This window comes from Pseudomonas sp. ZS1P83 (assembly GCF_054897825.1).
The window spans coordinates 3,830,837-3,843,601 of the sequence record NZ_CM142706.1 but is presented as its reverse complement, the minus strand read 5'-3'; the positions used below and the strand labels follow the sequence as shown (position 1 = coordinate 3,843,601).

The 12,765-nt window shown below is 58.2% G+C and carries 15 protein-coding genes; 14 read left to right on the top strand and 1 reads right to left on the bottom strand.

The window, feature by feature from the left end; all coding sequences use genetic code 11:
* Positions 1 to 7 precede the first annotated feature (7 nt).
* The 13 genes from fabG (at position 8) to ACYZT0_RS18255 (ending at position 10,893) form a co-directional block, all read left to right on the top strand.
* Positions 8 to 751 (top strand): 3-oxoacyl-ACP reductase FabG, encoded by a 744-nt coding sequence (gene fabG / locus ACYZT0_RS18315; protein ID WP_462042422.1) that lies wholly within the window; start codon positions 8 to 10, stop codon positions 749 to 751.
* Between the two features lie 191 nt (positions 752 to 942).
* Positions 943 to 1,179 (top strand): acyl carrier protein, encoded by a 237-nt coding sequence (gene acpP / locus ACYZT0_RS18310; RefSeq protein ID WP_003442511.1) that lies wholly within the window; start codon positions 943 to 945, stop codon positions 1,177 to 1,179.
* 108 nt (positions 1,180 to 1,287) lie between these two features.
* Entirely contained in the window at positions 1,288 to 2,532 is a 1,245-nt protein-coding gene (gene fabF / locus ACYZT0_RS18305; RefSeq protein WP_282375707.1) for a beta-ketoacyl-ACP synthase II, read from the top strand.
* Positions 2,532 to 3,347: an aminodeoxychorismate lyase gene (gene pabC / locus ACYZT0_RS18300; RefSeq protein WP_462042421.1), complete on the top strand. Its 816-nt coding sequence runs from the start codon at positions 2,532 to 2,534 to the stop codon at positions 3,345 to 3,347. Before fabF ends, pabC begins: the two co-directional genes overlap by 1 nt.
* A gap of 3 nt (positions 3,348 to 3,350) precedes the next feature.
* Positions 3,351 to 4,616: an endolytic transglycosylase MltG gene (gene mltG / locus ACYZT0_RS18295; protein WP_462042420.1), complete on the top strand. Its 1,266-nt coding sequence runs from the start codon at positions 3,351 to 3,353 to the stop codon at positions 4,614 to 4,616.
* Between the two features lie 19 nt (positions 4,617 to 4,635).
* Entirely contained in the window at positions 4,636 to 5,268 is a 633-nt protein-coding gene (tmk, locus tag ACYZT0_RS18290) for a dTMP kinase (RefSeq protein WP_462042419.1), read from the top strand.
* Entirely contained in the window at positions 5,261 to 6,247 is a 987-nt protein-coding gene (locus ACYZT0_RS18285; protein WP_462042418.1) for a DNA polymerase III subunit delta', read from the top strand. Before tmk ends, ACYZT0_RS18285 begins: the two co-directional genes overlap by 8 nt.
* 42 nt (positions 6,248 to 6,289) lie before the next feature.
* Positions 6,290 to 6,646 (top strand): PilZ domain-containing protein, encoded by a 357-nt coding sequence (locus ACYZT0_RS18280; protein ID WP_462042417.1) that lies wholly within the window; start codon positions 6,290 to 6,292, stop codon positions 6,644 to 6,646.
* A 14-nt stretch (positions 6,647 to 6,660) separates the two neighbouring features.
* Positions 6,661 to 7,446 (top strand): TatD family hydrolase, encoded by a 786-nt coding sequence (locus tag ACYZT0_RS18275; protein ID WP_462042416.1) that lies wholly within the window; start codon positions 6,661 to 6,663, stop codon positions 7,444 to 7,446.
* 342 nt (positions 7,447 to 7,788) lie between these two features.
* Positions 7,789 to 8,427 (top strand): TetR/AcrR family transcriptional regulator, encoded by a 639-nt coding sequence (locus ACYZT0_RS18270; protein WP_008152317.1) that lies wholly within the window; start codon positions 7,789 to 7,791, stop codon positions 8,425 to 8,427.
* Between the two features lie 142 nt (positions 8,428 to 8,569).
* Positions 8,570 to 9,538 carry a GTP 3',8-cyclase MoaA gene (locus tag ACYZT0_RS18265; protein ID WP_462042415.1) on the top strand — a complete coding sequence of 323 codons (969 nt, stop codon included), beginning with the start codon at positions 8,570 to 8,572 and terminating at the stop codon, positions 9,536 to 9,538.
* 168 nt (positions 9,539 to 9,706) lie between these two features.
* Positions 9,707 to 10,315, top strand: a complete 609-nt coding sequence (locus ACYZT0_RS18260) for a DUF4823 domain-containing protein (protein WP_462042414.1) — start codon at positions 9,707 to 9,709, stop codon at positions 10,313 to 10,315.
* A gap of 17 nt (positions 10,316 to 10,332) precedes the next feature.
* The gene (locus ACYZT0_RS18255; protein WP_462042413.1) at positions 10,333 to 10,893 is read left to right on the top strand and encodes a DUF1285 domain-containing protein; all 561 of its coding nucleotides are present in this window, start codon (positions 10,333 to 10,335) and stop codon (positions 10,891 to 10,893) included.
* A gap of 69 nt (positions 10,894 to 10,962) precedes the next feature.
* On the opposite strand, the gene ACYZT0_RS18250 is transcribed toward ACYZT0_RS18255, so the two are convergent.
* Positions 10,963 to 11,835 (bottom strand): esterase/lipase family protein, encoded by an 873-nt coding sequence (locus ACYZT0_RS18250; protein WP_462042412.1) that lies wholly within the window; start codon positions 11,833 to 11,835, stop codon positions 10,963 to 10,965.
* A gap of 211 nt (positions 11,836 to 12,046) precedes the next feature.
* Here ACYZT0_RS18250 and ACYZT0_RS18245 point away from each other — a divergent pair, with 211 nt between their 5' ends.
* Complete coding sequence (locus ACYZT0_RS18245; RefSeq protein WP_462042411.1) at positions 12,047 to 12,763, top strand: FadR/GntR family transcriptional regulator; 717 nt, start codon at positions 12,047 to 12,049, stop codon at positions 12,761 to 12,763.
* Positions 12,764 to 12,765: the final 2 nt, after the last annotated feature.

Genomic DNA, 12,765 nt, shown 5'->3' with positions numbered 1-12,765 from the left:
AGCCTGCATGAGTCTGCAAGGTAAAGTTGCATTGGTCACCGGCGCGAGCCGCGGTATCGGCCAGGCTATCGCCCTGGAATTGGGTCGTCAGGGGGCCATCGTTATCGGCACCGCGACATCTGCCTCGGGTGCCGAGCGCATTGCCGCTACCCTGAAGGAAAACGGTATTCAAGGCACTGGTCTGGAACTCAATGTCACCAGCAACGAATCTGTCGCGGCGGTGCTGGCGAGCATTCAGGAGCAGTTCGGAGCGCCGGCGATCCTGGTCAACAATGCCGGTATCACCCGCGATAATCTGATGTTGCGCATGAAAGATGACGAATGGCATGACGTTGTCGATACCAACCTGAACAGTCTGTTCCGCCTGTCCAAGGGCGTTTTGCGCGGCATGACCAAAGCCCGTTGGGGACGAATTATCAGTATTGGCTCGGTTGTGGGTGCCATGGGCAACGCAGGCCAAGTAAACTACGCAGCCGCCAAGGCCGGTCTGGAAGGTTTCAGCCGTTCACTGGCGCGTGAAGTCGGTTCGCGTTCGATTACGGTAAACTCGGTGGCTCCTGGGTTCATCGACACCGATATGACCCGCGAACTGCCCGATGCACAGCGTGAAGCCTTGCAGACGCAGATTCCGCTGGGCCGTCTGGGGCAAGCTCAAGAGATCGCGTCTGTGGTCGCTTTTCTTGCATCCGACGGTGCGGCTTATGTTACTGGGGCTACAATCCCGGTGAACGGCGGGATGTACATGAGTTAAATGTGACGGGTTGCTTCAAAAAAATGTCATACGAGCTGTCTAAAATCCGTTATAAAGCTGCAATCTATTTATAGGCGGAGGGCCGCCGGGTTTGAGGAGTGAAGCTTTCAGTTGAAAAACTGAAAAGTCTTTCTATACACTTACCCACCGGCCAGCTGCCTGAATTTGTCCATTAGGAGTGAAAACAAGGTATGAGCACCATCGAAGAGCGCGTCAAGAAAATCGTTGCTGAGCAACTGGGCGTTAAAGAAGAAGAAGTGGTCAACACTGCTTCCTTCGTTGAAGACCTGGGTGCCGACTCCCTTGACACCGTTGAGCTGGTGATGGCTCTGGAAGAGGAATTCGAGACCGAAATCCCTGACGAAGAAGCTGAGAAGATCACTACTGTACAAGCCGCAATCGATTACGTTACTAACCACCAGGCTTAATAGCTTGTAATCGTTGCTTGCTGTCATGGAAAAACCGCACTGCCATCACGGCGTGCGGTTTTTTCTTTAGGCCTGATGCAAAGTCGTCATTTGAAAAAGGAGAGTGCTGTGTCGCGTAGACGCGTCGTAGTCACCGGTATGGGTATGTTGTCGCCACTGGGCACGGATGTGCCGAGCAGTTGGCAGGGCATTCTGGCTGGCCGCAGTGGCATTGGTCTGATCGAACACACCGACCTTTCTGCCTATTCCACCCGTTTTGGCGGCTCGGTAAAGGGCTTCAATGTCGAGGAATACCTGTCGGTCAAGGAAGCTCGAAAGCTCGACCTGTTTATTCAATACGGTCTGGCCGCAGGTTTTCAGGCAGTTCGTAACGCCGGTCTGGAAGTCACCGACGCCAACCGTGAGCGCATCGGCGTGGCCATGGGGTCGGGTATTGGCGGACTGACCAATATCGAAGAAACCAGCCGCACGCTGCATGATTCCGGCCCACGACGGATTTCCCCGTTTTTCGTGCCTGGCTCGATCATCAATATGATTTCCGGTTTCCTGTCCATCCACCTGGGTGCACAGGGACCTAACTACGCCATCGCCACTGCGTGTACCACCGGTACGCACTGCATTGGCATGGCGGCCCGCAACATCATGTACGACGAAGCCGACGTGATGATTGCCGGCGGTGCCGAGATGGCGGCTTGCGGTCTGGGCATGGGCGGCTTCGGAGCCTCCCGCGCACTGTCGACCCGCAACGACGAGCCGACCCGCGCCAGCCGACCATGGGACAAGGGCCGTGATGGCTTCGTGCTCTCCGATGGCGCCGGTGCGCTGGTTCTGGAGGAGCTGGAGCACGCCAAGGCCCGCGGCGCGACCATCTACGCCGAGCTAATCGGCTTTGGCACCAGTGGCGATGCCTACCACATGACTTCGCCTCCGGCCGATGGCGCGGGTGCTGCGCGTTGCATCACCAATGCATTGCGCGATGCCAAGATCAATGGGGATCAGGTTCAGTACGTAAACGCTCACGGCACCTCGACGTCGGCGGGCGACCTTGCCGAAGCCTGTGCGATCAAGTCGGTGTTCGGCGATCACGCTTACAAACTGGCGGTCAGTTCGACCAAGTCCATGACCGGCCACCTGTTGGGTGCGGCGGGCGCGGTCGAAGCGATCTTCAGTGTGCTGGCGATCAACAGTCAGGTAGCGCCGCCGACCATCAACCTCGATGAGCCAGACGAAGGTTGCGACCTCGATTTCGTACCGCATACCGCGCGCAATATGAATATCGATGTGGTGCTGTCCAACTCCTTCGGGTTTGGCGGTACCAACGGCTCGCTGGTGTTCCGCCGGTTCGCTGACTGATGGACAGCTGGGTCGACGGTCAGCCGGCTGACGCTTTGTCGCTGAAGGATCGCGGCCTGGCTTATGGTGATGGTCTGTTTGAGACCATCGCTGTGCGCAACGGCACTCCGGTGTTGCTGGATCGGCATCTGCTGCGTTTGGTCACAGGTTGCCAGCGGTTGGCAATTAATCTCGACCATGCGGCTGTGTGCACTGAGTTACTGACCTATGCCCAAGCGTTGGGCGAAGGTGTGCTCAAGCTCATTGTCACGCGTGGCGAAAGCGCGCGCGGTTATGCGCCCGATTCTTCGGCTCAGGCGCGACGCATTATGCTGGGCAACCCTCCTGCGGTTTATCCTGCCGCCAATGCGGAGCAGGGTGTTCGCCTGTTCCCCTGTGCGACGCGGCTTTCCAAACAGCCTCTGCTCGCCGGACTCAAACACCTGAACCGTCTTGAACAGGTCATCGCCCGTTCCGAATGGCAAGACACCGATCATGCCGAAGGCTTGATGCTTGATCAGGCCGGGCGCGTCATTGAAGGCGTGTTCAGCAATCTGTTCCTGATCCGCAATGGCGTGCTGATCACGGCTGATTTGAAGCGCTGTGGCGTGGCCGGCGTGATGCGTGCCGAATTATTGTTTCAAGCCGAGTCATTGGGGATCCCCACCCAAATCACCGACATCACCCTCGATCAGCTGCAATGGGCTGATGAAGTCTTTGTCTGCAACAGCGTGTATGGCGTTTGGCCTGTGTGCGCCTATGCAGCACTGAGCTGGCCGGTTGGTCCGCTCACCCGTAAACTCCAAACCATTGCCCGCGCGCTACTGGATGCTTGATACGTGAGACGTAAATTCTTGCTGCTGCTGGAAACCGGATTGGTTCTGGCGGGGCTGTGTCTGGGCGCTTCCGCCTGGAAAATCCATTCGGCGCTGGAACAACCGCTGAACATCACCCAGGAAGAATTGCTGGAAGTGCCAAAAGGCACGACACCCACCCGTACCTTCTATCGACTTGAAGCTGATGGCGTCATCAAGGATGCTTTTTGGCTTCGCGTGTATTGGCGCTTCAATCTCGCTAAACAACCGTTGCACAAGGGTGAATACCGCCTGCAGCCCGGCATGACTGTCGAGGGCTTGATTGACCTGTGGAAGCGCGGGGAAATGGTTCAGTACAGCCTGACCCTGGTCGAAGGCTGGAATTTCCATCAGGTCCGTGCGGCGCTGGCCAAGGATGAAAAACTCGAGCAGACCCTGAACGGTTTGAGCGATAGCGAGGTGATGGATAAACTCGGCCACACCGGGATTTTTCCGGAAGGGCGGTTCTTCCCTGACACCTATCGCTTCGTGCGTGGCATGACCGATGTTGAGCTGCTGAAAAAAGCCTACGACCGCCTCGACGAAGTCCTCTCCAAGGAGTGGGGCCAGCGCTCGGCTGACGTGCCGTACACCGAACCCTATCAGGCGCTGATCATGGCCTCGCTGGTGGAAAAGGAAACCGGTGTGCCGCAGGAGCGCGGACAAATCGCTGGCGTGTTTGTGCGGCGCATGGAAATGGGCATGTTGTTGCAGACCGATCCGACCGTGATCTACGGCCTCGGTGATCGTTACAACGGCAAATTGACTCGCGCCCATCTCAAGGAAGCGACCCCGTACAACACCTACATGATTTCGGGCCTGCCGCCGACCCCGATCGCCATGGTTGGCCGCGAAGCGATTCATGCAGCACTGAATCCGGTGGCTGGCAATAGCCTCTATTTCGTGGCTCGTGGTGACGGCAGTCACGTGTTCTCCGATGATCTGGGCGCGCACAATAACGCTGTGCGTGAGTTCCAGCTCAAGCGCCGCGCCGACTACCGCTCCAGCCCCGCGCCGACCACGGCGCCAGAGGCGACGGATGAGCAGGCACCGATTCCGGCCGCACCGCCCGATACCGCCCCCGAGGATCCGCCGCAAGTGCCGCAGCAAGAGCCTGCTGAAGCGGCGCCACCCGAGCCGCAAGCGCCTGCCCGGGAGCCGTCACAGGAGCCGGCGCAAGAACCTGCTCAAGAACCCGCTGCTGCACCTGTGCCCGAACCGGATGCAACCGCGCCGCAAAGCCCGCAATGACTCTGACTAAGGACTGCCTGTGACTGGCTTGTTTATTACTCTGGAAGGCCCGGAAGGCGCCGGCAAGAGCACCAATCGCGAATACCTGGCCGAGCGCCTGCGCGCTGCGGGGATCGAGGTCGTGCTGACCCGCGAACCCGGCGGCACGCCGTTGGCCGAGCGGATCCGCGAAGTGCTGCTGGCGCCGGCTGACGAAGTCATGAACCCGGACACTGAATTGCTGTTGGTGTTCGCCGCGCGAGCCCAGCATCTGGCCGAGGTGATTCGCCCTGCGCTGGCCCGCGGCGCAGTCGTCTTGTGTGATCGCTTCACCGATTCGACCTACGCCTATCAGGGGGGCGGTCGCGGCCTGTCGCTTGAGCGCATCGCGACCCTGGAAACCTTCGTCCAGGGCGATCTGCGCCCGGACCTGACGTTGATTTTCGATCTGCCGGTGGAAGTGGGCCTGGCCCGCGCCAGCGCTCGCGGTCGTCTGGATCGTTTCGAACTCGAAGGTCGAACCTTTTTTGATGCGGTGCGCAGTGCTTTCCTCAAGCGTGCCGAAGCGGATCCTGCGCGTTATGTCCTGGTCGATGCCGCCCAGCCGCTGGCGCAGGTTCAGCAGTCACTGGATGCCTTGCTGCCGCGTTTGCTGGAGTTGACTCGTGGCTGAAGCCTATCCGTGGCAGGACAGTCTCTGGCAGCAGTTGGCCGGTCGCAAGGAACATGCTCACGCCTATCTGCTGCAGGGGCCGGCCGGGATCGGCAAGCGTGCGCTGGCCGAGCGCTTGATGGCCAGTTTGCTGTGTAAGCGTCCATCCGCCCAGGATGCTTGCGGCGAATGCAAATCCTGTCTGTTGCTGAAGGCCGGCAGTCACCCCGACAACTACATTCTGGAACCGGAAGAAGCCGATAAGGCGATCAAGGTCGATCAGGTTCGTGATCTGGTCAGTTTCGTGGTCCAGACCGCGCAGATGGGCGGCCGCAAAGTGGTGCTGATCGAGCCGGCCGAGTCGATGAACATCAACGCCGCCAACGCCTTGCTTAAAAGCCTTGAAGAACCTTCCGGCGATACTGTTTTGCTGTTGGTCAGCCACCAGACCAGTCGTCTGTTGCCGACTATCAAGAGCCGTTGCGTGCAGCAGGCCTGTCCGCTGCCGAGCGAAGCCATGAGTCTTGCGTGGCTGGCGAAGGCGTTGCCGGACTGCTCGGAAGAAGAGCGCGTCGAGTTACTGACCCTGGCCGCCGGTTCGCCACTGGCCGCCGTCAACTTGCAGGCCCAGGGCGTACGTGAGCAGCGAGCGCTGGTGGTCGATGGCGTGAAGAAGTTGCTAAAGCAACAACAGTCGGCAACACAATTGGCCGAAGGCTGGAATGCGATTCCGCTGTTGCTGCTGTTCGACTGGTTCTGCGATTGGTCGAGCCTGATCCTGCGCTATCAACTGACTCAGGATGAAGAAGGGCTGGGGCTGACGGACATGCGCAAGGTGATTCAGTACCTGGCGCAGAAAACCGGCCAGGACAAAGTCCTGAATATCCAGGACTGGATCCTCGCCCAGCGCCAGAAAGTGATGAGCAAAGCCAACCTCAATCGGGTGCTGTTGCTGGAGGCGCTGTTGGTGCAATGGGCGGGTTTGCCTACCCAGAAGTGAGCGTCTGAGCCTAGACTCTGAACATCAGCAGTGGAGGTCAGCATGAATGAAGCCGTCAATCAGGGGCCGCGTAACGGCATTTTGTCCCTGACGATCAAGGACAAGTCCGTGCTTTACGCGGCCTACATGCCATTCATCAAAAACGGTGGACTGTTTATCCCGACCAACAAAAATTACAAGTTGGGCGATGAGGTATTCATGCTGCTGAACCTGATGGATGAACCGGAAAAGATTCCGGTCGCCGGCAAGGTCACCTGGATCACTCCCAAAGGTGCGCAGGGCAATCGGGCCGCGGGAGTCGGCGTGCAATTCAACGACGGCGACAACACTGCGCGCAGTCGAATCGAAACCCATCTGGCCGGAGCCCTGAAGTCCGACCGTCCCACTCATACGATGTAAGTTGCAGCCCTTTTATGCTCGTAGATTCCCATTGCCACCTAGATCGACTCGACCTCGCCGCCCACGACGGCTCGCTGGATGCTGCACTGGATGCGGCCCGTCAGCGCGGGGTAGGGCATTTTCTGTGTATCGGCGTCAGCGTCGAGAACGCCGCGGACGTCAAAGCCCTGGCCGAACGTTACAACGACGTCGACTGTTCAGTTGGCGTACATCCGCTGGATGTGCAGCCGGGTGCAGCGCCGGCGCTGGATTGGCTATTGCGCGAGCTCAACCACCCGCGCGTGGTGGCGATCGGGGAAACGGGCCTGGATTATCACTACGAGCCAGAAGCGGCGGAGTTGCAGCAAGAGTCGTTTCGCCTGCATCTGCAAGCGGCGCAGCAGACGGGCAAACCGGTGATCATCCACACCCGTGGCGCTCGCGCCGATACATTGAGCCTGTTGCGCGAAGCGGCGCTGCCCCAGGCTGGCGTCCTGCACTGCTTCACCGAAGACTGGGACATGGCTAAAGCGGCGCTGGACATGGGGTATTACATTTCCTTGTCCGGGATTGTCACTTTCCGCAATGCCGACGCTCTGCGTGACGTGGCCAGTAAAGTGCCGGCTGACCGATTGCTGGTGGAAACCGACTCGCCCTACCTGGCGCCTATTCCTCACCGCGGCAAGCCGAACCTGCCGCAGTACGTGCGCGACGTAGCGGAATTTCTGGCAATGTTGCGAGGTGAGTCCTACGAGCGGTTTGCCGAGCAAACCACCGAGAACTTCAAGCGACTTTTTCCGCTGGCGCATGTAAAAGGTTAAATCGCAGGCAAAAAAAACCCGGGTTCTGGGGGGTGAATCCGGGTTAAGACCATTAGGAGTAAAACAAAGGCACACGGTCCGTTGGTACCTATATCGGCGCGACACTTGGGGGAGATGCCCCGCCGACATTTGAAGTATTGATCAGTATTGCGCCGAGTCCAGTTAACCGGTCGAGATTTTTAAACAAATTTGGAATACGGGCGCTTCGGTTGAGTTCTCATCAATCTGCAAGACTGTCGGAATTCATCAAGAAACACATATATGGTCGGATGATCCGTGCATTTTTGCGCAAGTTAGGCATAATACGCGGCTTCGAATTTTGACCCCTACAGACCTTTTCTTATGCATAAAGAACCTCGTAAGGTCCGTGAGTTTCGTCGCCGCGAGCAAGAAATTCTCGATACCGCGCTCAAGCTGTTCCTCGATCAAGGTGAAGACAGTGTCACCGTCGAGATGATTGCTGATGCCGTCGGTATCGGCAAAGGCACGATCTACAAGCACTTCAAATCCAAGGCCGAGATCTATTTGCGCCTGATGCTCGATTACGAGCGCGATTTGAACGAGCTGTTGCATTCGGCCGATGTCGACAAGGACAAGGAAGCCCTGTCCCGTGCCTACTTCGAATTCCGCATGCGCGACCCTCAACGCTATCGGTTGTTCGATCGCCTGGAAGAAAAGGTGGTCAAGGGCAATCAGGTGCCGGAGATGGTCGAGGAGCTGCACAAGATCCGCGCCTCGAATTTCGAACGCTTGACCCTGCTGATCAAAGGCCGGATCAGCGAAGGCAAGCTCGAAGACGTGCCGCCATACTTCCATTACTGCGCGTCCTGGGCGCTGGTGCATGGCGCTGTGGCGCTGTATCACTCGCCGTTCTGGAGCAATGTGCTGGAAGATCAGGAAGGCTTCTTCCAGTTCCTGATGGATATCGGCGTGCGCATGGGCAACAAGCGCAAGCGCGATACCGACACCCCGAGCAGCTGAGTCCATACAGTTCGCCTTATCGCGCCATGATATTCACACCATGGCGCAGTACCGCAGGAATATACTCAGGCTTAGGTATTGCTAAAACTTGATTTGTGAGTCAAGTTTCAGTGGTCCGAATATTCTTCCGCCGGAGTGATCCATGATCGTTGACCGTCAAGGCAGGCGTTTTCGCAATTTGCGAATCAGTCTGACTTCAGCCTGCAATTACGCTTGTACCTACTGCGTGCCCAACGGCAAGCGTTTGGTGGCTGCGCAGGATGAATTGTCGGCTGAGGCCATGGCGCGTGGCGTGGCTTATCTGATCGAGGCCGCTGGCATAGAGCGTTTGCGCATCACCGGCGGCGAACCGCTGGTCAGCCCCAAACTCGAAGCCTTTATGACCGCCGTCGGGCAGATGGGCCTGGCGGACATCAGCCTGACTACCAACGGTCAACTGCTGGCGAAGAAGCTGCCACTGCTGGTGGACGCCGGCATTCGTCGCATTAACGTTTCCCTCGATACCCTGGATGCCAGCGCTTTTCGCAGCATTGCCCGTGGCGGCGATCTGGCGACTGTGCTCGACGGTATGGATCAGGCCAGCGCAGCCGGCCTGAAGATCAAGGTCAATATGGTGCCGCTGCGTGGGCAGAACCTCGATCAAGTGATGCCACTACTCGATTACTGTCTGGAACGCGGCTATGAGCTTCGGTTCATCGAGCTGATGCGCATGGGCCACCTGGCAAGCGACTCCAATGCTTTCCTGCAGCAGTTCGTGAGCCTTCAACAGTTGCTGAGCCTGATCGGTGAGCGCCACGAGTATCTTCAGGCCGATGCGCCAGTCGACGCCACAGCCGTGCGCTACGAGATCCCAGGGCAAGGCCACTTCGGTGTGATCGCCAACGAAAGCGTGCCGTTCTGCCGTACCTGCTCGCGCTTGCGTCTGTCGTCCACGGGCTGGCTGCATGGTTGCCTGTCGTCGAGCAACCGCCACTATGTCGGCGATCTGCTGGACAAACCCCGTCATCAAGCGTTGCCCGCCTTGCAGAGACTCTTGGTGAAAGCCTTGGGTGATAAGCAGGAAGTGGCATTCTCGGGTGGTGCGACAGTCATGAAGATTATTGGCGGCTGATAGAACGCAATCGCGGGCAAGCCACGCTCCCACAAGTTTGCACAATCCTGTAGGAGCGAGGCTTGCCCGCGAAAGCAATCTGTCAGGCGCTGATGTTCCCGAGCTGGCGCGGAAGCTGCATCCCATGGCCATTCGCCGGTTTTCCGTCACCGGCCTCTGGAGGGTAGGATGCGTAGCCTGGTTTTGCTGCTGGCCGTTTTGGCGCTTGGTGGCTGCATGAATGTCAGCGATCTGGCTGAAGGGACTCGCTACCACCTGAGCGACGCGGGGCTGCTCGACCATAGCGACAGTCGTCGTGTGAATAACCTGCGCATTCAACCGGACTCATTCGTCTATATCGCCCAAGGCGCCTTTGTGCCGCCAGGCAGTGCTGTCTACCCACGACCTAACGTGATAGCCGAAGTCGCCTTCGATGGCTTTGTCGAATACTTCCCTATGGTCCGCCGCGCCCGTGCCCCGGAAGGGCTTGATCAAGCCATGGGCGAAGCCCGTGCCGCCGGTGCCCATTACCTGCTGTATACCCGGTTCGCCAGGTCCGACGACCGTATCGGCAACTCGGACGAGTGGCTGGATCAGGAAGCCCTGGATCGCCTCGGTATCGACAGTGGCGTGATTCAGATCATGTTGATCGAGACCAGTACCCAGTATTTGATTGATACTGCACGGATCAAGAGTCGTGGCGGTTTACTGACGTTCCACGACAAAAAGCCAGAAGACCTGATGGGCCCGCCGCTGGAACAATACGCGCGCAGCCTGCTGGGGCTCAGCGACCAGTAATTCAAAAGGAGAACGCCATGAGTGGCCCGCAAAAAGCCAACGATCTGTTGGGGCAAATCCCCAAAACCAAAGGCTTGCCGCCGGTCCACCTGTGGAACCCCGACTTTTGCGGCGACATCGACATGCGTATCGCCCGTGACGGCACCTGGTATTACCTGGGCACGCCGATCGGGCGCAAGCCGATGGTCAAGCTGTTCTCCACCATCATTCGCCGCGATGGTGACGACTACTTCCTCATTACCCCGGTCGAGAAAGTTGGCATCAAGGTCGACGATGCGCCCTTCGTGGCGATTGCCGTGGATGTCGAAGGCGAAGGTGAAACCCAACTCCTGCGCTTCACCACCAATGTCGATGAGACCGCCGAGGCCGGCGCCGAACACCCCATGCGCGTAGTGATCGACCCGGTAACGCAGGAGCCTGCGCCCTACGTGCATGTGCGTACCAACCTTGAAGCCCTGATTCACCGCAACGTGTTCTACCAACTGGTGGAACTGGCCGTCACCCGCGAGATCGACGGGCAACGCTGGCTAGGTGTGTGGAGCGGCGGCGAGTTCTTTCCCATCGGGCTTGAGCCGTAACTCGCTGAGTTGCTGAGTTGCTGTGTTCTGGAAAACGGACCGCTATTAAGCGGGCCGCTGTCATTGGGCTTACAAACCCTTGCTCTTGAGCCGAGCGGCATGGTCAAGGTAGAGCTTGACCGGGTTCACATTCCAGCTGTCGACCCCTGCAATCTGATTGACTGCGTCAAAATGGTCCATCGGGTAATCCGAGCGAATCACTTTCCCCAGGTGCGAACTGTATTGACCGACCAGCCCGTCGTTGGCGTTTTTCTCTTTGTAAAATAGCTTCGACAGCACGATACAGTTCAAGTGGGACGGATCGAGGGGTTGCAGGCTTTGAAAGTTTTGTACGATCCCGCTCCAAGAGTAGTAATACACGCTGTTTTCAATTTCGTTGCCTTCCTCACCCCAATGTTTCGGTATCCCTTGCGGGTACTTGAGATTGAAAGCGGCCAATCCTGCGCTGGTCAGGGATTCGAAAGCCGCTTGAGCGTCCTGAGGGTTTTCCGGATGGCCGCTGATCAACGAAATGAAGGTGCCGACTGCTTTGAACAGGGCTAAAACGAGCGCTTCGGGCAACTCTCCAGGCGTCAGCGCCTTATGCAATTGGTCGGCAATCTCGGAGCCATGATTGGGGCAGCTGACGGAAGTGACTGATGCGACCTTTTCCGGGTGTAGCGCCGCTACGTAGCGTGCGGCCAGTGGACCTTGGCTGTGGCCGATCAGATTGACCTTGGCGGCTCCCGTTTCCTGCAAAATACGGTTGACGTGTTCGAGCAGTTTTTTACCGCGCTCCTCGTTTCCGTTAACGGCTGGAATGTTAACGGCAAACACTTTTGCCCCAGCATATTCCAAGGCTTCCTTGATCTCGAAGAAGTAGGGATAGCCGGCAATTTTATCGAAGCCAAAAAGGCCGTGGACTAAAACAATCGGGTATTGCGTAGACGCATCCATGTTCATGCTTATACCTGTCGATAGCAGACTTTAGTGGTACAGATGCTATTGACTGCTTGATCTGTCGTGGCTAACCGTAGGTCACAATAGGCGTTCGTTCAAATTGATCGCCTGGACGCCGTGAAACAGAAAAATTCAAATTGACACCAAATCGTATGATGATTAGCGTGGGCATCCATCGCGAACGGCGTTGTGTCGTCCCTGCACAGAGGTGTCCATGTCCAGCAGTTTTCATGCGTCGACGGTCGATTGGCTGGGTTGCTGGATCGCCACGGGCCAGGTTAAGCCGGGTGAGACCCTCAAGGTCGAAGCCGACCTGGGCGAGCAGCTCGGTGTCAGTCGCACCGTTATCCGCGAAGCCATCAAAACCCTGGTCGCCAAAGGTATGCTCGAAGTCGGGCCAAAGGTCGGCACGCGGGTGTTGCCGGTGCGACGCTGGAACCTCTTCGATCCGCAAGTCGTTGGCTGGCTGTCGCGCAGCGGTTTACCGGAAAACTTCGTCGACGACTTGCTCGACCTGCGCCGCACCATCGAACCGATGGCCGTGCGCTGGGCGTGCGAGCGCGCTTCCGTCGAGCAGGTTCAAGCCATCCTTCAGGCTTACAACGCATTGGAGAGGGCAGTGGACAGCGGCGTCGATTACAACCGTGCCGACCAGTTCTTCCACGAGTGCATCCTCGCCGCGAGCCACAATCAATTCATCGAACAAATGGTTCCGGCCCTCGGCGCGTTGCTGGCGGTGTCTTTCGAGGTGTCCGCCGCCGACCCGGACGAACTGCGCCGCACGCTGCCGATTCACAAAGACATGGCCGACGCCATCGCCGCCCGGGATGCCGCGCGGGGTGTCTGGGCCTGCATGACCCTGATCGATAACGCCGACCTGGCCATCAAGCGCTTCTACCCGCAAGTCATGGCCGACAAGAAGGCCAGCTGACA